This window comes from Curvibacter fontanus (genome assembly GCF_054780335.1).
On the sequence record NZ_BAAGWN010000009.1, the window covers coordinates 38,467 to 61,018 of the forward strand.

The 22,552-nt window shown below is 64.6% G+C and carries 21 protein-coding genes and 1 pseudogene; 10 read left to right on the forward strand and 12 right to left on the reverse strand.

The features are described from left to right. Position 1: 1 nt before the first annotated feature. On the forward strand, positions 2-1,447 hold the full coding sequence (locus ACYVH8_RS05045; RefSeq protein WP_460487791.1) for an aldehyde dehydrogenase family protein: 1,446 nt from the start codon (positions 2-4) through the stop codon (positions 1,445-1,447). Positions 1,448-1,475: 28 nt separating this feature from the next. On the opposite strand, the pseudogene ACYVH8_RS05050 reads toward ACYVH8_RS05045, so the two are convergent. Then, positions 1,476-1,919: pseudogene (locus ACYVH8_RS05050) on the reverse strand (IS66 family transposase); the annotation flags it as partial. A 92-nt stretch (positions 1,920-2,011) separates the two neighbouring features. Here ACYVH8_RS05050 and ACYVH8_RS05055 point away from each other — a divergent pair. The 8 genes from ACYVH8_RS05055 (at position 2,012) to ACYVH8_RS05090 (ending at position 7,780) form a co-directional block, all read left to right on the forward strand. After that, a complete protein-coding gene (locus ACYVH8_RS05055) occupies positions 2,012-2,347 on the forward strand; it encodes a PepSY domain-containing protein (RefSeq protein WP_460487792.1) in 336 nt (111 codons plus the stop codon). 56 nt (positions 2,348-2,403) lie between these two features. Beyond that, complete coding sequence (locus ACYVH8_RS05060; RefSeq protein ID WP_460487793.1) at positions 2,404-3,000, forward strand: undecaprenyl-diphosphatase; 597 nt, start codon at positions 2,404-2,406, stop codon at positions 2,998-3,000. 69 nt (positions 3,001-3,069) lie between these two features. Continuing rightward, positions 3,070-3,852: a COG4705 family protein gene (locus ACYVH8_RS05065; RefSeq protein ID WP_460487794.1), complete on the forward strand. Its 783-nt coding sequence runs from the start codon at positions 3,070-3,072 to the stop codon at positions 3,850-3,852. 28 nt (positions 3,853-3,880) lie between these two features. Beyond that, entirely contained in the window at positions 3,881-4,336 is a 456-nt protein-coding gene (locus ACYVH8_RS05070; RefSeq protein ID WP_460487795.1) for a hypothetical protein, read from the forward strand. A gap of 16 nt (positions 4,337-4,352) precedes the next feature. Then, entirely contained in the window at positions 4,353-5,111 is a 759-nt protein-coding gene (locus ACYVH8_RS05075; RefSeq protein WP_460487796.1) for a COG4705 family protein, read from the forward strand. 54 nt (positions 5,112-5,165) lie between these two features. Continuing rightward, complete coding sequence (locus tag ACYVH8_RS05080; protein WP_460487797.1) at positions 5,166-5,720, forward strand: cytochrome b; 555 nt, start codon at positions 5,166-5,168, stop codon at positions 5,718-5,720. A 45-nt stretch (positions 5,721-5,765) separates the two neighbouring features. Beyond that, entirely contained in the window at positions 5,766-6,431 is a 666-nt protein-coding gene (locus ACYVH8_RS05085; protein ID WP_460487798.1) for a response regulator, read from the forward strand. Beyond that, a complete protein-coding gene (locus tag ACYVH8_RS05090) occupies positions 6,407-7,780 on the forward strand; it encodes an ATP-binding protein (RefSeq protein WP_460487799.1) in 1,374 nt (457 codons plus the stop codon). Before ACYVH8_RS05085 ends, ACYVH8_RS05090 begins: the two co-directional genes overlap by 25 nt. Before the next feature lie 123 nt (positions 7,781-7,903). On the opposite strand, the gene ssb is transcribed toward ACYVH8_RS05090, so the two are convergent. Then, positions 7,904-8,392, reverse strand: a complete 489-nt coding sequence (gene ssb, locus ACYVH8_RS05095) for a single-stranded DNA-binding protein (protein ID WP_460487800.1) — start codon at positions 8,390-8,392, stop codon at positions 7,904-7,906. A gap of 27 nt (positions 8,393-8,419) precedes the next feature. Beyond that, positions 8,420-9,592 carry an MFS transporter gene (locus ACYVH8_RS05100; RefSeq protein WP_460487837.1) on the reverse strand — a complete coding sequence of 391 codons (1,173 nt, stop codon included), beginning with the start codon at positions 9,590-9,592 and terminating at the stop codon, positions 8,420-8,422. A 273-nt stretch (positions 9,593-9,865) separates the two neighbouring features. On the opposite strand from ACYVH8_RS05100, the gene uvrA reads away from it, so the two are divergent. Further along, positions 9,866-12,769 (forward strand): excinuclease ABC subunit UvrA, encoded by a 2,904-nt coding sequence (gene uvrA, locus ACYVH8_RS05105; protein WP_460487838.1) that lies wholly within the window; start codon positions 9,866-9,868, stop codon positions 12,767-12,769. 19 nt (positions 12,770-12,788) lie between these two features. Here uvrA and ACYVH8_RS05110 read toward each other — a convergent pair whose 3' ends face one another. From ACYVH8_RS05110 to ACYVH8_RS05150, 9 genes are all read right to left on the reverse strand, one after another. Further along, positions 12,789-13,358 carry an RcnB family protein gene (locus ACYVH8_RS05110; RefSeq protein WP_460487801.1) on the reverse strand — a complete coding sequence of 190 codons (570 nt, stop codon included), beginning with the start codon at positions 13,356-13,358 and terminating at the stop codon, positions 12,789-12,791. A gap of 174 nt (positions 13,359-13,532) precedes the next feature. Further along, the gene (locus tag ACYVH8_RS05115) at positions 13,533-14,726 is read right to left on the reverse strand and encodes a M20 aminoacylase family protein (protein WP_460487802.1); all 1,194 of its coding nucleotides are present in this window, start codon (positions 14,724-14,726) and stop codon (positions 13,533-13,535) included. A 41-nt stretch (positions 14,727-14,767) separates the two neighbouring features. Further along, positions 14,768-16,144, reverse strand: coding sequence for an L-serine ammonia-lyase (locus ACYVH8_RS05120; RefSeq protein WP_460487803.1), 1,377 nt, complete (start codon positions 16,142-16,144; stop codon positions 14,768-14,770). A 32-nt stretch (positions 16,145-16,176) separates the two neighbouring features. Continuing rightward, a complete protein-coding gene (locus tag ACYVH8_RS05125) occupies positions 16,177-16,821 on the reverse strand; it encodes an SRPBCC family protein (RefSeq protein WP_460487804.1) in 645 nt (214 codons plus the stop codon). Between the two features lie 2 nt (positions 16,822-16,823). Further along, complete coding sequence (locus tag ACYVH8_RS05130) at positions 16,824-17,699, reverse strand: NAD(P)-dependent oxidoreductase (RefSeq protein ID WP_460487805.1); 876 nt, start codon at positions 17,697-17,699, stop codon at positions 16,824-16,826. 13 nt (positions 17,700-17,712) lie between these two features. Beyond that, a complete protein-coding gene (locus ACYVH8_RS05135; RefSeq protein WP_460487806.1) occupies positions 17,713-20,073 on the reverse strand; it encodes a xanthine dehydrogenase family protein molybdopterin-binding subunit in 2,361 nt (786 codons plus the stop codon). Further along, positions 20,070-20,552: a (2Fe-2S)-binding protein gene (locus ACYVH8_RS05140; protein WP_460487839.1), complete on the reverse strand. Its 483-nt coding sequence runs from the start codon at positions 20,550-20,552 to the stop codon at positions 20,070-20,072. Before ACYVH8_RS05140 ends, ACYVH8_RS05135 begins: the two co-directional genes overlap by 4 nt. Before the next feature lie 5 nt (positions 20,553-20,557). Beyond that, positions 20,558-21,445, reverse strand: a complete 888-nt coding sequence (locus ACYVH8_RS05145) for an FAD binding domain-containing protein (protein ID WP_460487807.1) — start codon at positions 21,443-21,445, stop codon at positions 20,558-20,560. Further along, a complete protein-coding gene (locus tag ACYVH8_RS05150; RefSeq protein ID WP_460487808.1) occupies positions 21,442-22,542 on the reverse strand; it encodes an ABC transporter ATP-binding protein in 1,101 nt (366 codons plus the stop codon). Before ACYVH8_RS05150 ends, ACYVH8_RS05145 begins: the two co-directional genes overlap by 4 nt. Between the last annotated feature and the right edge of the window lie 10 nt (positions 22,543-22,552).

Here is a 22,552-nt window from a genome sequence, read left to right on the forward strand (position 1 = left end):
GATGGTCCACGCCAACTACATCGCCGGCGAATGGCTCACCGGTAGCACGGCCGCGCCCAACCTCAACCCCTCGAACCTCTCTGACGTGGTGGGTCATTACGCGCTAGGTGATTGCGCGGCGGTTGACGCGGCCATGGACGCCGCGCAGGCGGCCTTCCCTGCCTGGTCCACCAGCGGCATCCAAGCGCGTTTCGACGCGCTGGACCGCATCGGCAGTGAGATCCTCGCGCGGCGCGAAGAGCTCGGCACCCTGCTGTCGCGCGAAGAAGGCAAGACCCGGCCCGAAGGCATAGGCGAGGCCACACGCGCGGGCCATATCTTCAAGTTCTTCGCCGGTGAATGCCTGCGCCTGGCGGGCGAGAACCTGCCCTCGGTGCGCCCCGGTATCACTGTGGACATCACGCGTGAAGCCATCGGCGTGGTGGGCCTGATCACGCCCTGGAATTTCCCCATCGCGATTCCCGCCTGGAAAATCGCGCCGGCTCTGGCCTTTGGCAACTGCGTGGTCCTCAAGCCGGCCGATCTGGTGCCAGGCAGCGCCTGGGCTCTGGCCGACATCATCAGCCGCAGCGGCATACCCCCCGGCGTGTTCAACCTGGTGATGGGCCACGGCAGCATCATCGGCGAGGCCATCGTCCAACACGCGGGCGTGCAGGCCGTGAGCTTCACCGGCTCGGTCGGTGTGGGCCTGCGCATCGCCGAAGCCTGCGTGCCGACGCACAAGAAGGTGCAACTGGAGATGGGCGGCAAGAATCCGCAAGTCATCCTGGACGACGCCGACCTGAAGCAGGCGGTGGAGCTCAGCGTGCAGTCGGCCTTTTTCTCCACCGGCCAGCGTTGTACGGCCTCGAGCCGGTTGATCGTGACCGAGGGCATCTACCCGCGCTACATCGAAGCGCTGCAGGCACGCCTGGCCACCCTGAAAATTGGCGATGCCTTGGCCACGGGCACGGACATCGGCCCGGTGGTCTCGGAGCAGCAGCTGGCGCAGAACCTGCGCCACGTGGAGACCGCGAAAACGGAAGGCGCGACGCTGGCCGCGGGTGGCGTCCGCATCGCCTGCCACACCGGCAACAGGCACGAAGGCTATTTCATGAGCCCCGCGCTGCTCACCGACACCACGCCGGCCATGCGCATCAACCGCGAGGAAGTGTTCGGCCCGGTGGCCAGCGTCATCCGTGTGAAAAACTACGAGGAAGCGCTGGCCGTGGCCAACGACACCGAGTTCGGCCTGTCAGCTGGCATCGCCACCACCAGCCTCAAGCACGCCACGCACTTCAAGCGCCACGCCCAGGCCGGCATGGTGATGGTCAACCTGCCCACGGCGGGCGTGGACTACCACGTGCCCTTCGGCGGACGAAAGGGCAGCAGCTACGGACCGCGCGAGCAGGGCCGTTACGCGCAGGAGTTCTACACCACGGTGAAGACAGCGTACACGCTGGTCTGAGCGCCTGCCAAAACTTTCCTCCCAAAGCCTCGATGCATCTCGTCAGGGCGGTCCAACGCTTCAAGCTGTAGTCGAGGGCACGCGCCGTGGCGGTTCCGTCCGTGATCCGGGGCCGCTGTGCCAGCAACCATTCATGAAGTGCATCGGCAATCGGGCGTAAACGCGTTCTTCGCTCCTGCAGGCGCTGCGCTGGCGCCATCTCCTTGACCTCGCGCTCGATGCCATAGAGCTGGCCGATGAAGTCGATGGCCGTGCCGGCGATGGTGCTCTTGTGGGTCAGGTGAAGCTCGACGAACTTGCGCCGCGCATGCGCCATGCAGCCCACCTCGGTCGTGCCGAGCGCGAAGCTTGCCTTGTAGCCCGCGTAGTCGTCGCAGACCAGGCTACCGCGCCAGTCGCCAAGGAAGGCCCTGGCATGTTCTCCGGAGCGGCTGTCGGTGAAGTCGTAGACAACTGCGCGCAGCGCCTCGAAGGCAGACCAGCCCCGTTTGGCTCAGTAGCAGCTAAGTCTGCCTGCGTAGGCTCTCCACCGTGCAAATCCCTGCACCTTTCTGGAGAAGCATCATGCACCGCTACACCAAACTTTCCCTTCTGGCCATCACGATGGCCGCGGCCGGCGCTGCGGTCTATGCCGCCAAAGGCGGCATGGAAAACGACGCCCTGGCCATCACCAAGGCCCAGATTCCCCTCGCTCAGGCCGTCACCGTTGCCGAGCAGCACGCCAACGGCAAGGCGTCGCGCGCCGAGTACGAGAGCTCGAAACAAGGCTGGGTCTACGACGTGGAAGTCGTCAGCGGGGCCAAGGTCTTCGATGTGCTGGTCGATGCCGACAAGGGCACGGTCATCTCGTCTGCCGAGGACAAGGCGGATCACGATGACGACCACGACAAGCAAGACTGACTGCCCGCCAGTGTGGCCGGATCACTCGTCACGCAGGGATCCGGCCAGGAGACCTCATGGAACCCCTCAACCAGGCGCTCTTTCTCTGGCTCAACGCGCCTGAACACCCGGATGCTCCTGTGGCGACGCTGGCCATTTTCCTTGCGGAATGGCTTATCTGGCTCGTTCCTGCCCTGATCGGCATCGGCTGGTTGCGCGGCAACGAGGACACCCGCAAAACGATGCTCGTCGCAACGGCGTCCGGTCTGCTGGGGCTGCTCATCAACCAAATCATCGGCTTGGCCTGGTCACATCCCCGGCCTTTCATGACCGGCCTGGGCCACACACTTATTCCCCATGTTGCCGATTCGTCCTTCCCCAGCGATCACCTGACGCTGTGGTGGGCGGTTGCGTTCAGCCTCCTGCTGCAAAGGGGCCGGCGAAGCGCTGGCGTCACGTTGGCCCTGCTGGGCGCACCCATCGCCTGGGCGCGCATTTACCTGGGCGTCCATTTTCCGCTCGACATGCTCGGGGCCATCGCGGTCGCCGCGTTCGGTGCCTGGCTGGCATGGCGCGCTGCGGCCTGGTATCTGGGGCCGAGCTACCGACTTGCCACGCGCATCCATCACGGGCTGTTCGGCAGGCTGATCGCGCTGGGATGGGTGCGCGAGTGAGCCTATGGCTGGGCTAAGTCGGCCGGGTCAGACTGATGGCTATCCCCCTCACTTCTGCAGGAAAACACCATGAACACATTGCCCACGCCTCGATCAAGCGACTGGCTCAACAAAGTCCCGGAAGTCACGCTGTCGTTCTGGATCATCAAGATCATGTCCACCACGGTGGGCGAGACGGGGGCTGACTTCCTGGCGGTCAGTGCGGGTTGGGGCCAGGGCGTCACCCGCTTGGTCATGGCGGCCTTGCTGGCGGCTGCCTTGTTCATACAGTTGCGCACTCGCCGCTATACCCCGTGGATTTACTGGCTGACAGTCGTGCTGGTCAGCGTGGTCGGCACCCAGATCACTGACCTGCTGACCGATGGCTTGGGAGTCAGCCTGTATGTCAGCACCTCTGCGTTTGCCGTGGCGCTCGCCGCGATTTTCTTCGTCTGGTACCGGGTCGAACGCACCCTGTCCATCCACGACATCGTGACGCGCAACCGGGAGCTGTTTTACTGGTCCGCCATCCTGTGCACTTTCGCGCTGGGCACGGCGGCCGGCGATCTGGCGACCGAGGCCTTGGGCCTGGGCTTCACCTGGGGCGCGGTCGCATTCGGTGCGGTGATCGGCCTCACCTATGCCGCCTCGCGCATGGGCGGTAACGCCGTGCTGACCTTCTGGATCGCCTACATCCTGACCCGCCCGTTCGGCGCCGCGCTTGGCGATCTGCTGACGCAGGCCAAGACCTACGGCGGCCTCGGCATGGGAGCCATGTGGACCAGCGCCCTGTTCCTCTCGGTGATCGTCATGCTGGTGGCCGTCGCGCAGTTTGGCATGAACGCAAACCGATCAGCCCCAGCCGCCGAGTAACCCTCTTTCCACTGCTCAAGGAGACACCATGCACATGCAACACACATTGACCCGTCCCATGGTCGCCGTATCGGCCGCCTTGCTCCTGGTTCTGGCGACCGGCTGCTCCAAGTCTGCCGACCAGGGAGGCACGGGCGCAGCGCCTGACACATCGGCCCAGGCGGCCTCGCCATCACCGCAGGCCAAAGCCACCTCCAAGCTCGGTGATTTGTCGGCGTTCCACAGCGTTGCCACCGACGTGGCCGCTATCGTGGACAAGGGTGATCTGCCCGCAGCCAGGGCCCGCATCAAAGATTTGGAGATGGCCTGGGACTCGGCCGAGGCGGGACTGAAACCTCGGTCTGCCGGCGACTGGCACGTTCTCGACAAGGCCATCGACAAGGCGTTGACCGCACTGCGCGCCGATGCGCCGAGTCAGGCGGATTGCAAGGCAGCCTTGACCGATCTGCTGAAAACCTTCGACACGCTCCAGGGCAAGGTCTGATCAGCGAGCGCGCCCCATGAAAACATCCACTGAACACGCGCTGGCCAAAGTTCCCGAAGTCACCCTGGGGTTCTGGCTCATCAAGGTCGCCGCCACCACACTCGGCGAAACCGGCGGCGATGCCGTCTCGATGTCCATGAATCTGGGCTATCTGGTCGGCACCGGCCTCTTCGCAGCGATTTTCCTGGCCGCCGTGATCGCGCAGATCAAGGCCAAAGGGTTCCATCCCTTCCTGTACTGGACCACCATCATCGCCACCACCACGGTCGGCACGACGTTTGCGGATTTTGCGGACCGCTCGCTGGGGATCGGTTACGCTGGAGGTTCGAGTTTGCTGCTGACCCTGCTGCTCGGCTCCCTCTTTGTCTGGCACCGGACCCTGGGTTCCGTTTCGGTGAGCACCGTGAGTTCGCCCAAGGCGGAAGCCTTCTACTGGGTGACGATCATGCTCTCCCAGACCTTGGGGACGGCGCTGGGCGACTGGACGGCCGATACGGCGGGCCTGGGCTACACCGGTGCGGCCTTCGTGTTCGGCGGGCTGCTCGCCCTGGTCGTGGCAGCCTGCTACTGGACCCGTGTCTCCCGCACGCTGCTGTTCTGGGCTGCGTTCATCCTGACCCGCCCCTTAGGAGCTGTGGTCGGTGACTTTCTGGACAAGCCGCTGAGCGCTGGTGGTCTGGCCTTGAGCCGCTATTCGGCATCGGCCGCACTGCTTGCCTTCATGCTGATGGCGATCCTGTTCTTCAGGCAGCGGGCAGCCAAGGCGGCACATTGAAAATGCCGTCTCCGTCTCACACAGCTGATCAGAACTTTCGAATGGAGTGAAAACTTGAGTGAAAACAATCCTGATCGCTATGACGCGTTAAGCATAGCCTTTCATTGGATCACGGCTGTCACGGTTGTCATGGCATTCGCTTTAGGCCCTGGTGACTTTGGTCGATTGCTGCATGACGGTATCGATCCGGGCACACGGAGCGACATCGTTTGGCATGAGTCCTTGGGTATCGTCGTATTGACGCTCACCTTTCTGCGCCTGATCTGGGTTGCAGTGCGTCCCAATGCTCCCGGGCTTCAGAGGGCGACCTGGGTGCGTCTCCTGTCGCGTCTGATGCATTTTGTGTTGTGGGCTTTACTTTTTGCATTGCCGCTTTCTGCTCTTCTGGCTCTGGGGGCGGAGGCGCATCCCTTGACGTTGCTGGGCGGATTTCGGATTGACGAGCTGCCTTCCATTGCAAACTTTTATTTGTCCGATCTTGCGGATTGGGGCAAGGTGCACAAGTTTCTTGGCGATGTCATCATGTGGTTAGCGACAATTCATGCTTCAGCTGCCATATATCACCACATCAAGCTGAGGGATCGAGTCCTTGCTTCAATGCTGCCTTGACAGACGCAATTCATCCATAACAGATACGACAACAAGGGGGAGAGAATGCGGGTACTGCTGGTCGAAGACGATCCCATGATTGGGGAAGCGATCCAGGGCGCATTGAAAGATGCCTCTTATGCGACAGACTGGGTTAAGAACGGTCAGGCCGCTCTGACAACACTGGATTGCCAGCACTATGACCTGGTGCTCCTTGACCTCGGCCTGCCCGGCAAGGATGGACTCGACGTGCTGACCAGCATCCGCGCCAAGGACAACCCGATTTCCTTGCTCATCATCACGGCGCGCGATGGCCTGAACGACCGCCTGCGTGGTCTGGATGGCGGGGCCGATGACTACATGCTCAAGCCTTTCGAGATGGCGGAGCTGCTGGCCCGGATGCGCGCTGTCCTGCGGCGCAAAGGGGGCGCCGCCACTCCCGTTCTCAGCAACGGCGTGGTGTCGCTCGATCCGGCCACAAAAGAGGCCGCCATCCATGGCGGCTCTCCGGTGCAACTGTCCAACCGCGAGTTCTCGTTGCTGCAGGCCCTGCTGATTCGGCCGGGAGCCATTCTGTCTCGAAGCGCGCTGGAGGACCGGATTTACGGCTGGGGAGAAGAAGTCGAAAGCAATGCCGTCGAGTTTCTGATCCATGCGTTGCGGCGCAAGCTGGGCAGCGGAGTCATCAAAAACGTCAGGGGGGTTGGATGGATGGTCTCAAAAAGCGCTTGAACGAGTCGGTTCAGCTCAAACTGTCCTTCACCCTGTCTTTGGCCATCCTCTTTGTGGCCATTGTGGCTGGCATCTCCTCGTTTCTGTCGGCCTTCGATGAAGCGCATGAGCTGCAAGATGATGTCTTGCGCCAGATAGCACAACTCGTGGATCGGCAGCGCCTGTCGCCCACCCCACCGGCCACCGATGCCCGCAACAGAGACGGCGACGAAGAGTCGCGCGTGATCGTCCAGCCCTTGGGCAAGGGAAATCCCTCCACATCAGGCATGGATGTCGGTGAACAACTTCCCTTGCCTGCGACGCTGGCTGATGGCCTGCACACGCTGGATGTCGGCGGGGAAACATACCGCGTGCTGGTCAAGACAACGGGGGCTGGCGAACGGATTGCCGTGGCCCAGGCGTCCGGTTTCCGCAATGAAATTGCCCGTGACGGTGCGCTTCGCACCGTGATGCCTTTCCTGATCCTCGTGCCCGTTCTGCTGCTGATCGTGGCCGACCTGGTGCGCAAGATGTTTCGGCCCATTTCGACGCTTTCCAAGGAAATCGACCAACGCGCCGAGCAAGAGCTGCACCCCATCGAAGAACTTCACCTTCCCGTCGAAGTACGGCCGTTCGCCGTGGCGATCAATCGCCTGCTCGCCCGTGTGGGACGAGCGATGGAGTCCCAGCGCCGATTTGTCGCCGATGCAGCGCACGAGTTGCGCTCGCCGCTGACCGCCCTGTCGCTGCAGGCGGAGCGACTGGCAGACGCAGAAATGCCCGTCCTGGCGCGCGAACGGCTGACAGTGCTGCGCCAAGGGATCGAGCGCGGCCGGAGCCTGCTGGATCAACTTCTGACTTTGGCCAAAGTGCAGTCCGCTGCCGAATCGCCGAGGTCACCGGTATCCATCCAGGGCACTTACCGTCGCGTGCTGGAAGACCTCATGCCACTCGCCGAGGCCAAACACATCGACGTTGGCGTAGAGGGAGAACAGGATGCCCAGGTGTGGGTGAGCGAGCCAGACATGATCGCCGTGGTCAGGAATCTGGTAGACAACGCCGTCCGCTACTCGCCAGAGGGTGGGCGAGTGGACCTCTCGGTCGGCGTTCAGGAGGGTCTCGTGACGCTGCTTGTTCAGGACACTGGGCCAGGTATCGCGGTGGATGAGCGGGACAGAGTGTTCGATCCGTTCTACCGCATCCTCGGCAACGAGCAGACTGGTTCAGGTCTGGGCCTCTCCATCGTTCAAACGATTGCCAGCCGCATCGGTGCGGAAATTCGCCTGGACTTCACCGACAACGCAAATCAAACCGGCTTGCGTGTGACCGTGCTCATCCCCGTGGCTGCTCCGTCGAAGGCGGAACGGTAGCCTGCCTCGGGCCGTAGCTCAACCAGGGAGCAGACCGCCGGCCGCGATGACGCCTCGGCGCCGATCCAATATTGAACCCGCAGAGGATCGAGCCTGTAGCCCAATGAAGTGGGTTTATCGAACTCAGAACGGGATGTCGTCGTCCATGTCCTCGAAGCCGCTGGCCGATTTGGCCGGGGTCTGCGGGCGCGGAGCGGCGCCGGCGGCCGGGCGTGCAGCCGGGGGAGCGCTGCGGCGCGGTGCGCCACCGCCGTCTTCGTCCGGGCCGCCCGAGCCTTCACGGCCACCGAGCAGCTGCATTTCGGTGGCGATGATGTCCACGGTGTTCTGCTCGTGGCCATCCTTGTTGGTGAACTTGCCGTACTTCAGGCGGCCTTCGACGTAGACCGGGCGGCCCTTCTTGAGGTACTCGCCGGCGATCTCGGCCAGGCGGTCATAGAAGGTGACGCGGTGCCACTGGGTGTCTTCGATCATTTCGCCGGAGTTCTTGTCCTTGCGGCGGCTGGAGGTGGCCACGCTGACGTTGGCCACGGCCTGGCCAGAGGGCAGGTAACGGATTTCGGGGTCGCGGCCGCAGTTGCCGACGAGGATGACTTTGTTGACGGATGCCATGGGGAATTCCTCCAGAGATTCGGGTGATTATGGCGCTTTGCGCCCGGGCGCCACCATGGGCCAGGCCAGCAGCAGCCACAGGCCCATGCCCATCGCGCAGGCGATGAAAAGGGCCGGCGCACCCTGGGTCTTGACCAGCCAGCCGCCGGCCGCGCCGCCGGCGAAGAAACCCAGCGATTGCAAGGTGTTGTAAACACCCAGGGCCGCGCCGCGGGCATGGGGCGGGGCCACGCGCGAGGCCAGGCTGGGCTGGCTGGCTTCGAGCACGTTGAAGCCGCAGAAGAACAGGAAGAGCATGAACGCCAGCCAGGCGATGTGCGGGGCCTGCGCGGCCCACAGCAGGCCCAGCTGCACCAGGGCGACCAGGCCGATGGCGCCCAGGAAAACGGCGCGCAGGTAACCACGCCGCTCCAGCGGGAACAGGGTCACGCCCATGACAACGAAGGACGCCAGCACGGCCGGCAGGTAGACCCACCAGTGCTGCGCCGGGGGCAGGCCCGCTTTCACCAGCAGGGCGGGGATGGCCACCCACATGGCCAGCTGCACGGCGTGCAGGATGAACACACCGGCGTCCAGGCGCAGCAGGGCGGCGTGCGTGAGCACTTCGGAGAGCTTGCCGCGCGGCTGGTTCTTGTGCTGCAGGGGTTCGGCGGGCACCCACCAGATCACCACGGCCACGCCGCCCAGGGCCAGCGAACCCGTGAGCGTGAACAGGCCGGCCAGGCCGATGTGTGTCACCAGCAGGGGCGCCAGCACCAGGGAGAGCGCGAACATCAGGCCGATGCTGGCGCCCACCAGGGCCATGGCCTTGGTGCGCACCTCGTCACGGGTCTGGTCCGCCAGCAGGGCGGTGACGGCGGCCGAGACGGCGCCGGCACCCTGCAGGGCACGGCCGATGATGAGCCAGGTCAGGCTGCCGGCCAGGGCCGCCACGAAACTGCCCAGGGCAAAGACCAGCAGGCCGGCGATGATGACGCGCTTGCGCCCCAGGCGGTCCGAGGCCATGCCGAAGGGGATCTGCAAGAGGCCCTGGGTCAGGCCGTAGATGCCCATGGCCAGGCCGATGAGCACGGGGTCGCCGCCGCCCGGGTAACGGGCCGCTTCCAGCGCGAAGACCGGCAGCACCAGGAACAGGCCCAGCATGCGCAGGGCGAAGATGGCGGCCAGCGAAGCGCTGGCGCGCCGCTCGCGCGCGGTCATGGCGTAGGCGTCAGGGCTGGCGGCGGGGAAGGCGGCAGTAGAGGACACGGGGAAAGCGGGCACCGGAATAGAGAAGGCCCGCGCAGGGGCGGGCAAGACCTGTATTGTCCCCGATCCGGGCGGCCGGGGTGCCGGGCCGTCCGGAATTCTCTATCATGGATGGTTTTGCTCACAGGTCCGCCCTTGAACTCCACTCCTGAAGGCCAGCACGCCCCCGTTCTTGCAGAAGAACCCTCCGGCCGTTACCTGGGCCAGACCCTGCAGCAGCAGACCATGCACATCCGCGGGGCGCGCACGCACAACCTCAAGAACATCGACCTGGACATCCCGCGTAACCAGCTGGTGGTGATCACCGGCCTCTCGGGTTCGGGCAAGTCCAGCCTGGCCTTCGACACACTCTACGCCGAGGGCCAGCGCCGTTACGTGGAAAGCCTTTCGACCTACGCGCGCCAGTTCCTGCAGCTCATGGACAAGCCCGATGTGGACCTGATCGAGGGCCTGTCGCCGGCGATTTCCATCGAACAGAAGGCCACCAGCCACAACCCGCGCTCCACCGTGGGCACGGTGACCGAGATCCACGATTACCTGCGCCTGCTTTACGCGCGCGCCGGCACGCCCCACTGTCCCGACCACAACCTGCCGCTGCAGGCGCAGACCGTGAGCCAGATGGTGGACGCCGTGCTGGCCCTGCCGGCCGACACGCGACTCATGATCCTGGCGCCGCTGGCGCGCCAGAAGAAGGGCGAGTTCAACGAGGTCTTCGAGGACATGCAGGCCCAGGGCTATGTGCGCTTTCGCATCGACGGCCAGGCCCTCAATTTCGACGAACTGCCCACGCTCAAGAAGACCGAGAAGCACGACATCGATGTGGTGATCGACCGTCTCAAGGTGCGTAGCGCCGATGAGCCCGAACACGCCGCGCTGCGCCAGCGCCTGGCCGAGAGCTTCGAGGCCGCGTTGCGCATCGCCCAGGGCCGCGCCATCGCGCTGGAGACGGACAGCAGCACCGAGCACATGTTCAATGCCCGCTACGCCTGCCCGCTGTGCCACTACTCAATCAGCGAGCTCGAACCGCGTCTGTTCTCCTTCAACTCGCCGCAAGGGGCTTGCCCCAGCTGTGACGGCATCGGCCAGCAGGAGTTCTTCGACCCGGCGCGGGTGGTCGCCTTCCCCAGCCTGAGCCTGGCCGGCGGCGCCATCAAGGGCTGGGACCGGCGCAACGCCTATTACTACGCCATGCTGGAGAGCCTGGCCAAACACTACAAGTTCAAGCTCGAGGACCCTTTCGAGGAGCTGCCGCTGCCGATCCAGGAGGTTCTTCTGCACGGCTCGGGCGAGGACGAGATCAAGTTCAGCTACGTGATGGACTCCGGGGCCTCCAAGGGCCGCAAGGTCAGCAAGACCCACCCCTTCGAGGGCATCATCCCCAACATGACGCGGCGCTACCGCGAGACCGATTCGGCCCTGGTGCGCGAGGACCTGGCCCGACTGCGCGGCACCCAGCCCTGCCCGGCCTGCGCGGGCACACGTCTGCGCCCCGAAGCACGGCACGTGAAGCTGGGCGAGGACGCGCAGGCCCGTGCGATCTTCGAGGTCAGCCGCCTGACACTGCGCGAATGTTTCGATTACTTCGAGCAGCTGCAACTGCACGGCGCCAAGGCCGGCATCGCCGACAAGGTGGTGCGCGAAATCCGCCTGCGCCTGAAGTTTCTCAACGACGTGGGCCTGAACTACCTGAGCCTGGACCGCAGCGCCGAGACGCTCTCGGGTGGCGAGGCCCAGCGCATCCGCCTGGCCAGCCAGATCGGCAGCGGCCTGACCGGCGTGATGTACGTGCTGGACGAGCCCAGCATCGGTCTGCACCAGCGCGACAACGACCGCCTGATCGAGACCCTGCGGCACCTGCGCGATATCGGCAACAGCGTGCTGGTGGTGGAGCACGACGAAGACATGATGCGCGCGGCCGATCACCTGATCGACATGGGCCCGGGCGCCGGCGTGCATGGCGGGCGCGTGGTGGCCCAGGGCAGCTACGACGAAGTCAAGGCGCACCCTGATTCCCTGACCGGGCAGTACCTGGCGGGCACCCTGAAGATCCCTCTGCCCAAGCGCCGCACCCCCTGGCTGCCCCTGCGCGGTGAGGCCGAACCGCGAACCGCAAAAAAGGGCACGGCGCACACCGAACTCCAGCGCCTGCAGATCATCGGTGCGACCGGCAACAACCTGAAGAACGTGAGCGTGGACGTGCCCGTGGGCCTGTTCACCTGCGTCACCGGGGTTTCGGGCTCGGGCAAGTCCACCCTGGTCAACGACACCCTTTACAAGGCCGTGGCGCGCCAGCTCTACCGCGCGCACGACGAGCCGGCCCCCGTCAAGGAGATCGAGGGTATCGAGCACTTCGACAAGGTCATCAACGTGGACCAGTCGCCGATCGGCCGCACACCGCGCTCCAACCCGGCCACCTACACCGGCCTGTTCACCGCCATCCGCGACCTCATGGCCGAGGTGCCCATGGCGCGTGAGCGCGGCTACGGACCGGGGCGTTTTTCCTTCAACGTGGCCGGCGGCCGCTGCGAAGCCTGCCAGGGCGATGGCATGGTCAAGGTGGAGATGCACTTCCTGCCCGACGTCTACGTGCCCTGCGACGTCTGCTTTGGTGCGCGCTACAACCGCGAAACGCTGGAGGTCATGTACAAGGGCAAGAACATCGCCCAGGTGCTGGACCTCACGGTGGAAGCCGCGCACAACTTCTTCAAGGCCGTGCCGGCCATCGCGCGCAAGCTGCAGACCCTGCTGGACGTGGGCCTGTCCTACGTGAAACTCGGCCAGTCGGCCACCACGCTCTCGGGCGGCGAGGCGCAGCGCGTCAAGCTGGCGCTGGAGCTGTCCAAGCGCGACACGGGGCGCACGCTCTACATCCTGGACGAGCCGACCACGGGCCTGCACTTTGCCGACATCGACCTGCTGCTGAAAGTTTTGCACCAGCTGCGCGACGCTGGCAACACCATCGTGGTGATCGAGCACAACCTGGACGTCATCAAGACGGCCGACTGGCTGATCGACATGGGGCCGGAAGGCGGTGCCGGCGGCGGCGCCGTGGTGGGCGTAGGCACGCCCGAGGAACTGGCCGCCAATCCGGCCAGCCACACGGGACACTATCTCCAACCCCTGCTTTAGGGACTGGGGCCGCTGCGTCTCAGCGCTGCAGGTCTTCGATGGCGTCGATCACCACGGTCGTGCCAACGGCGATCAGCAGGATGTCGCTGGCAACGCGCACGAACTCGTACCCGGCCGGCGGCGTACCCAGGCGCACGCGGATGTCCGCCTCGACCGGACGGTAGCTGACGTCACGCGGCAGCGGTTGGCCCATCTTCCATTTCTTGGCCTGTCCGGGCGGCTGGCAGCCATTGCCCTTCTTGGCCAGGCCGGGCGGGCAATGGGCACGCGGAGGCTGGTCATAGGCCTCGTAGACCGAAGCGCGCTGGCGCTCGCCGAAGTAGCCGCCGATGTTGATCTGCACGTTCGTGCCACCGCGGCGATCGTCATCCCGGTCCTTACGCCGGTCATCTCCGCGGTCGTCCCGCCGATCACCCCTGTCTTCGCGGCGATCGTCTCGGCGATCATCCTTGCGGTCGTCACGCCGCTCGTAACGATCACGGTCGCGGCCCGGGCCCGCCTGGCCCGGGGCCTCGGCCACCACAGAGCAGCCGCTCAGCATGATCGACACCACCACCGCATATAGGGGGAGCCGTTTCAGAGAATTCATCATCAATAACTCCTAAGCGGCTCTGGCCGCAACTACTTCGTGCGTGCCATTTTGCATGTGCTTGGCCGATACCTTGCGCAGTCGCTAAGTTTTTTGCAGGTTGAACGTCTACCTTGGAGCGGAAGCAAGTCTGCCCGGTAACCGGCCATGGGCCAAGGACAACCCCCTGACACGTTACTTCTGCCCGAGCCAGGCCTCGACCAGACGCACCCAGTACGTGCCGCCCAGGGGGATGAGTTCGTCATTGAAATCATAGCTGGGGTTGTGCAAGGTGCAAGGCCCCTCCCCGTGCCCCATCTCGCGGTGCATACCGTCGCCGTTGCCGATGAAGCAGTAGGCCCCGGGCTTGGCCTGCAGCATATAGGAAAAATCCTCCGCTCCCATGGTGGGCTCTTGCAACAACACCCTGTCGGCGCCTACGAGCTTCGTCATTACAGCCCGGGCAAACTCCGCTTCGGTCGCGCTGTTGACGGTGGCTGGATATTTGCGATCAAACTGGAACTCACACGCGGCGCCGTGGGCCAGGCAGACGTGCTCGGCAACCTGCCTCATGCGCGCCTCGATGGTGTCCAGCACGTCCATCTTGAAGGCACGAACCGTACCACGTAGCTCGCAGCTGTCGGGGATCACGTTGCTGGCGTGTCCGGCATGGATCATGGTGACCGAGATCACGCCCGCATCAATGGGCTTGAGGTTGCGGCTGACGATGGTCTGGAAGACTTGCACCATCTGGCACGCCACCGGCACCGGATCGATGGTGTTATGCGGCATGGCGGCGTGCCCGCCCTTGCCGCGGAGAGTGATCGTGAACTCGCTGCTGGAAGCCATGACCGGCCCCGAACTAAGTGCAAAAGCGCCGGCCGGCATGCCGGGCCAGTTGTGCATGCCGAATACGGCCTCCATTGGAAATTTCTCGAACAGGCCATCGCGAATCATGTCGCGTGCACCACCGCCGCTCTCCTCGGCGGGCTGGAAAATCAGGTAGACCGTGCCATCGAAATTGCGCTGCCGGGCCAGATGTTGGGCCGCCGCCAGCAGCATGGCTGTGTGGCCGTCATGCCCACAGGCATGCATCTTGCCGGCGTGCTGGCTGGTGTGCGCAAAGGTATTCAACTCCTGCAGCGGCAGGGCATCCATGTCGGCACGCAGCCCGATCGCGCGCGGGGACGTACCGTTCTTGACGATCCCCACCACGCCCGTGCCACCGAGCCCCCGGTGCACGGGAATGCCCCATGCGCTCAGCTGCTCGACCACCAACGCGGCCGTGCGGTGCTCCTCAAAGCCCAATTCGGGGTGAGCGTGTATGTCGCGCCGCAGCGCGGCTAATACGCCGAGCTGCGCCACCATGGCCGGTTCTATCTGTTTCATGGCATGTCCTTGTCCAGTTGTTCTCCACCTTCGCATCGGCGTCAGCATTCCACGATGTTGACGGCCAGACCGCCACGCGATGTTTCCTTGTATTTCGTCTTCATGTCGGCACCCGTCTCGCGCATGGTTTTGATGACCTTGTCCAAGCTCACTACGTGGTGGCCATCGCCCTGCAGGGCCAAGCGCGTGGCATTGATCGCCTTGATCGCGCCCATGGCGTTGCGCTCGATGCAGGGAACCTGCACGAGCCCGCCGACTGGGTCGCATGTCAGGCCCAGGTTATGCTCCATGCCGATTTCTGCCGCATTCTCGATCTGCTCCGGGCTGCCTCCCATAGCCGCCGCCAGCCCGGCCGCTGCCATCGAACAGGCCACGCCGACTTCACCCTGGCAACCGACCTCAGCGCCCGAGATCGAAGCGTTGAGCTTGTAGAGGATGCCGATGGCCGCAGCGGTCAGCAAAAAGTCAATCACACCGTCCTCATTGGCTTGCGCCACGAAGCGGTCGTAATAGTGCAGCACGGCAGGGATCACACCTGCTGCGCCGTTGGTGGGCGCCGTGACGACACGCCCACCTGCGGCGTTTTCCTCGTTGACGGCAAAAGCGTAGACATTGATCCAATCCATAACCGACAGCGGGTCGCCCAAGGTCTTTTCCGCGCGCAAGCGCAACTGCGCCGCCAGAATAGGGGCACGCCGCTGCACCCGAAACGGCCCCGGCAGCACGCCTTCCTGTGACAGACCTCGCTGCACGCAGGCGCACATGGTGCGCCAGAGCTGGAGCAGCTGCTCGCGAATTTCGGCCTCGCTGCGCCAGGTCCGCTCATTGGCGAGCATGAGTTGGCTGATGCCCAAGCCCTCTTGTCGGCACAGCGCCAGCAACTGCTCGCCCGAAGCGAAGGGATAGGGCACATCCTCGTAGCCCGGGAGGCTTTTCTCGGTCTCACCGCCCACCCGCACGACGAAGCCACCGCCGACCGAGAGATATTTGGCCTGCCGCAGCAGAACGCCATCCGCGCCATAGGCACTGAACTGCATGCCATTGGGGTGTTCCGCCAAGGCCTCGCGGCGATACATCAGAAGATGCTCTTTCTCGCGAAACACAATGCTTGGTCCCGCAGCCAGCGTGAGCCGACCTTCGGCCCGGACCTGCTGGATGATGCCGGCGATGGCGTCCACCGCCACCGTATCCGGCGCATGCCCCATGAGGCCGAGCATGACACCGGTATCGGAGCCGTGGCCCTTGCCCGTGGCCCCGAGTGAGCCGTAGAGTTCGACCTTGAGCGTGGCTGTGGCTTGGAGCAGGTCGGCCTGCTGCAGCGCGCTCACGAACAGGCGAGCCGCCCGCATCGGCCCGACAGTGTGCGAACTGCTGGGGCCTATGCCCACCTTGAAAAGGTCAAACACCGAAATCGCCATACAGAATTCCGCCCGTTCAGGACTTTCCGGCCTCAGCGCAAAACGGCCACGCAATAGCCCAGGGCGAAGCTGAGCCCGGAGACGAAGAGCAGCAACCATGCTGGCACCAGGGCGCCCAAGCCACCACCGGTAACCACCGGTCCCGTCGCCTGGATGCCCGGCCGTGCGGGCGCGGCGGGCGCACCGGCGGGGGCGCCGCTCTCTGCCGCCGCAAGGGCAGCAGGGGCAGCAGGGGCACCCAGCTGACGCGCAAAAGCCGAAAAGAAGTCATCCGCATTTTTCTTGGCCACGGACTGCACCAGGCGACTGCCCACGCTCGCCAGCTTGCCGCCGATGTCGGCACTGGCGGTGTACTGCAGCACGGTCTCGTCCCCGTCGGGGCGCAGCATAACGCGCGCAGTCATGCGGGCAAAACCAGCGGCGCCGCCCTGGCCGCGCCCGGTCAGGGTGTAGCTGTTGGGGGCATCGATCTCGCCGAGTTCGACGCTGCCGCGAAAGGTGGCAGACACCGGGCCCACCTTGGCCACGACGATCGCACTGAACTCGCTGTCCGACACCTTGTCGAGCTGCCGACAGCCGGCGATGGAGGCTTGCAGTACAGCCGGATCATTGAGCGCGGCCCAGACGCGCTGCTGCGGCGCCGGAATACGGTATTCACCAGAAAATTCGAGTGCCATGCTTACACTCCATAACGCTTGATCAGGGCCTGTGTGCCCAGCCGAGCCAGCCCCTGCCCAGCCAGCCCCTCAAACAGCTTGCGCGCCAGGGCCAGGCCCGGCAGGTCCAGCTGCATGCGCTCGGCCTCGGCCAAGGCAATGCCTAGATCCTTGATGAAGTGCTCGATGTAGAAGCCCGGCGCAAAGTCGCCGGCAATCATCTTGCCGCCCATCACCGTGAGCTGGAAGCCCGAAGCTGCGCCGCCCCCGATGGACTGCAGCACGGTGGGCAGATCCAGGCCGGCCTTTCTGGCATAGGCCAGCCCCTCGCTCACTCCCATGATGGTGGAGGCGATCACGATCTGGTTGCACATCTTGGTGTGCTGGCCGGCACCAGGACCGCCTTGGCGCACGATGTTGGCGCCCATCACCTGCAGGATGGGCCTTGCCACGTCGAAGGCCGCCTGCTCACCTCCCACCATGATGGCCAGCTTGGCATCCCGCGCGCCGATGTCTCCACCGGAGACCGGCGCATCCAGCGCCTGGCAACCCACCTTGCGCGCGGCGGCGGCAATGCGTACCGCCAACTCGGGGCTGGAAGTCGTCATGTCGATCAGCAAGGCCTTATGGGCGCGGGCGAGGATGCCACCTTCGCCCAGGTACACCTGCTCCACGTCACGCGGGTAGCCGACCATGGTGATGATGACGTCGGCCTGCGTGGCCACCTCACCGGATGTCGCGCACCAGCGCGCGCCGCGCGCGATCAGTTCATCGGCCTTGTCGCGCGAACGGTTGTAGACGCTTAGTGGATATCCCGCAGTCAGCAGGTGGCCTGCCATATGGCGACCCATATTGCCCAGACCGATGAAACCGATACACGGCTTGCTCTGATTGCTCATAATGTTCCCTGTTTCAAGAATGCTGGGCCTGGCGGATCAGCCCGCGCAGGTACATGGGGGTCAGCGGCTGGCGGTCGACCACCACGCCCAGCGGGCGCAGCGCATCATTCACCGCATTGCACAGGGCGCCGATGGCGCCCATCACGCCGCCCTCAGCCATGCCCTTGATGCCGGCCGGCGTGAAGCGGCTGGGCGTGTGCATGGACAGAATCTCGATGTGGGGCAGCTCATGCGCTGTAGCCACCAGGTAGTCGGCCAGCGTGCCCGAGAGGTTCTGCCCGTTTTCGTCGTATTCGACGTGCTCGTACAGCGTGCCTGACAGCCCCATGGCAATGGCACCGAGCTGTTGGCCCTCCACCACCACCGGGCTGAGCACGGTGCCGCAGTCTTCGGCCACCACATAGCGGCCGAAGCGAACCGCACCGGTGACGGCGTCCACCTCCACCTCACACACATGGGTGGAGTTGGAGTAGGTCATGGGTGGCGGGTCATAGGTTTTATGGAACTCAAGCCCGGGGCTCATGTCTTCGGGCAGGCTGGTCGGATCCAGATAGGCCTTGCGTGCGATGTCCACCAAGCTCAGCCCGGTAGACAGCCAGACGCCGTCCCGCTGACGCTCGACACGCGCATCGCGCACGCGCAAGAGGGTCGAGGCGTTCATCCCCAGGTGATGACGCGCGATGGCCAGCACCTTGGCCTGCGCCTCCCCCGCACACAAATACAGCGTGCCGCCGCCGGCAGTGCCGCCGCGGGCACCTCGACTGCCCATCCCATAGGGCGCGATATCGGTATGGCCGAGATGAATTCGCACCTGCGACACCGGCACGCCCAGCCCTTCGGCCACAGCATGTGAAAGCGAGGTTTCATAACCCTGACCCGTGGGGCCAAGGCCGGCAGAGGCATTGACCACGCCCGTCGGCTCGATGCGGACCCAGGCCGCCTCATGACCCGAACCCTGGATGCCGGCTGCCTTGTAAAAGCGCGAGCCATAGGTAGTGGACTCGACCACCGTGCAGATGCCCAAGCCCAGGTAGCGTCCCTGGGCCAGCGCCTCTTGCTGACGTCGCCGGAAGTCCGCATAGTTGATCGCGGCCACCGCACCTTCCAGGGTCTCACGCGGGGTGATGTCTTCCAGCACCTCGCCCGTGGCCATGCGATAGGGCAAGTCCTGGGGATGCAGCATGTTGAGGCGGCGCACCGCCAGCGGGTCGAGCTGGAGCTCGCGTGCCACGGCGTCCAGCGTGCCGTCCATCAGCCAGCTCGTGATGGCCATGGGTGCGCGCATGGGGCCGTTACCCACTTTGTTGCTCAGCACCACCTTCACGTCATAGCTGTAATCCTGAACTTTGTAGGGACCGGTCAGGATCATGGCCACCACCCGCGCCAGGTAGTTGCCAGGATAGAAACTGTAGGCACCGAAATCTTCCAGGATCTCCAGCTCCAGGCTCAGGAGACGGCCTTCGGCATCGACCGCGGCGCGGGTGCGGCAAAAATCTTCGCGCGCCTGCGAAGAGGCCAGCAGATTCTCCAGCCGATCCTCGCGCCAGCGCACTGGTTGCTTCAGTTCGCGCGCCAGCGCCGCCACCACCAATTCTTCGCGGTAGAGCGCGATCTTCTGGCCGAAGCCCCCGCCGACGTCCTGCGAGACGACGGTGACCTGCGACTCCGACAGCCGCAAGCGGCCTGCCAGCGTGGTGCGATAGGGGTGCGGCACCTGGTTACCGACGTGAAAGGTGAGGTGGTCACGCCCTGCGTCCCAGATCGCCGCGCAGCCACGGGTTTCGATCGGCAGATGCGTCTGCCGGTGCATGGAGAAGATGCTCTCTACCACGCGATGCGCTACGCGCGCGCGCGCGCGCGGATCACCGAACACCGCTTGCTGGTGCGAGAGCAGATTGCTCGGCAGGGTTTCATCAACGCGCGGTGCATCTGCCTGCAGCGCTTTCCACATTGAACTCACGACCGGCAGTGGCTCATAGTCCACCTGCACCTGCTCGGCCGCGTCTTCGGCCAGATAACGATCGCGCGCCACCACGCAGGCCACCGGGTCGCCCTGGAAGCGTACCTTGTCGACAGGCAGCGCGTCCATCTCCATGGGCTGCAGGCCCTCGATGGGCGGAGCCATCCGCTGACGCGTGACCCACTGTGCGAGGTCAGCGCCCGTGTACACAGCCACCACCCCTGGCATCTCGCGCGCCGCGCTCGCCTCGATGCCAAGGATGCGCGCATGCGCATGCGGCGAGCGCACAAAACAGGCGTGCAGGGCCCCGGGCACCTCGATGTCGTCCACATAACGGCCCCGGCCCGTCAGCAGACGGTAGTCTTCCTTGCGCGGCAGATGCTGACCGATGTAATGGAACTGCGCCTGGCTCATGCCTTCTCCTGACGCATCCGCGCGGCGGCCTTCTGGATGGCTTTCACGATGTTCTGGTAGCCGGTGCAGCGGCAGAGATTGCCGGACAGCGCCTCGCGGATAGCCTCTTCGTTTGGCTCCGGGTACTGCCGCAGAAAGGCCTCGAAGGTCATCACGATGCCCGGCGTGCAAAAGCCGCATTGCAGACCGTGTTCTTCGTGCAGCGCTTGCTGCAGGACGGACAGGCGGCCGTCGTGGTCTATCGATTCAATGGTGGCGACCTCATGCCCCTCCATCTGGATGGCATACGTCAGACAGGCGCGCTGCGGCCGGCCATCGACCAGAACGGTGCAGGCGCCGCAGACACCATGCTCGCAGCCAACATGGGTGCCGGTCAGGCGCAAGTCTTCGCGCAGCGCATCGGTCAGCAGCTTGCGCGGTACAACTTTGATCTCATGGTTGCGACCGTTGACGGTCAGCGTGATGTCCTGTGGCTCCATCTCCTTCATGAGACCCCCCCCTCCCGCTTCATGATGGCCCGCTCCAGAGCACGCGTCAGGGCCTGTTGCACCAGCGTCTGGGCCAGCTCCTGGCGGTATTGCGCCGGGATGCGTGCGTCGTCCTCGGGCACCAGCGCCGCCAGCACGGCGCGCGCCGCTGCTTCGGTCCAGCCAGCTTGCGGTGCCTGGGCCAACAAGGGCTGCACCAGCGCATCCACATTGCGTGGCACCGCGTCCAGCCCGCCAACGCCCAGGCTCAGGCGTGCGATGCGCTCGCCCTCCAGCGCCAGCGACGCGGCCACGGCCACGATGGCGAAGTCACCGTGGCGGCGATTGAACAGTTTGAAGGAACTGCCTTCGGCCGCCGCGGCCTTCGGAAAGCGCACGCTGCGGATGATTTCATCCGGTGCAATGGCCGTGGTCATGGCGGAGAGAAAGAACTCGGTCGCGGGCAGATTTCGACGCCCCCGGACGCTGAGCAGCTCGATACGGGCCTGCAACGCGACGGCCACCAACGGCAGCTGCGCGGCCGGATCGGCATGCGCCAAGCTGCCGCCCAGCGTGCCACGCTGGCGGATTGCGTAGTGGCCTATGGTGCGTGCCGCCTGCCCCAGCAAGGGGCACTGCGTCTGCACCAGCGCAGATTCCGCCAGCTGGTAGTGCCGGGTCAGCGCGCCGATCTCGATCGCATCGCCGACATCGCGGACATAGGCAAGCTCGGTGAAATCGTTCAGGTCTATGAGCTCGGCCGGCGCAGCCAAGCGCATGTTGAGCATGGGGCCCAAGCTTTGCCCGCCGGCAATCACCTTCGACTGCCCGCCACCGGCTGCCAGCTGACGCAGGGCATTGTCGATGGAGTCGGGACGGGCGTAGGTAAACGCTGCAGGTTTCATGCCGTCCAGAGCAAGTTGTTCGTGCTCTGCTGGTCAAAGAGATGCAGGCGATTCATGTTGACCTTCAACCGGGCGTTTTCGCCCACCTTGTACTGGCCTTCCTTGCCCACACGCAGGAACGTCTTGGCCCCCTCGACCTCGAGTTCGAGAAACTGGTCCGAACCCACAGGCAGCACCGACAGAATGCGCCCTTGCAGACATTCGCCATCGGTCTCAGCCGCCGGCTCCACGTCCTCGGCGCGCAAGCCCATCACCACGGCACGGCCCGCCTCAGTACTCAGGCGCTGCGCGACGTCGGTCGGCAAGCTAAGACTGAGCTCGCCGCGCCGGAATTGCAGGGCTGCGCCTTGCTGCGCCAGTTGCCCTTCCAGGAAGTTGATCGAAGGATTGCCCAGGAAGGATGCCACGAACATGTTGGTGGGGCGTTCGTAGATCGCATCCGGCGCGCCGATCTGCTGGACCACGCCACCCTTCATCACCACGATACGGTCGGCCAGAGTCAAAGCCTCGGCCTGATCGTGCGTGACGTAGACAAAGGTGGTCTGCATGGCCTTGTGCAGCTGCTTGATCTCGGCGCGCATCGATATGCGCAGCGCTGCGTCCAGGTTGGACAGCGGCTCGTCCATGAGGAAAACCTGAGGCTGGCGCACCATGGCGCGCCCGAGGGCCACGCGCTGGCGCTGACCGCCCGAGAGCTGGTCGGGCCGGCGATCGAGCAGCGGCTCGATCTCCAGGCGGCGCGCAGCGTCCCGCACACGGCGGTCGATCTCGTCCTTGGAATGCTTGCGCATCTTCAAGCCGAAGGCGATGTTCTCGTAGACGGTCTTGTTGGGATAGAGCGCGTAGCTCTGGAACACCATCGCCACATCTCGCTTGTGGGGCGGCACGATGTTCATCACTTCGTGATCGAAGAATAAATTGCCTTCGGTGACGTCTTCCAGACCGGCGATCATGTTGAGCGTCGTCGATTTGCCGCAGCCTGAGGGACCGAGCAGCACGAGAAATTCCTTGTCGGCGATGTCAAGGTTGAGACTCTTCAGTGCAACGTAGCCGTTGGGATACTGTTTGCCGACGCCTTCGAAACGGATGCGGGCCAATTGGATTCTC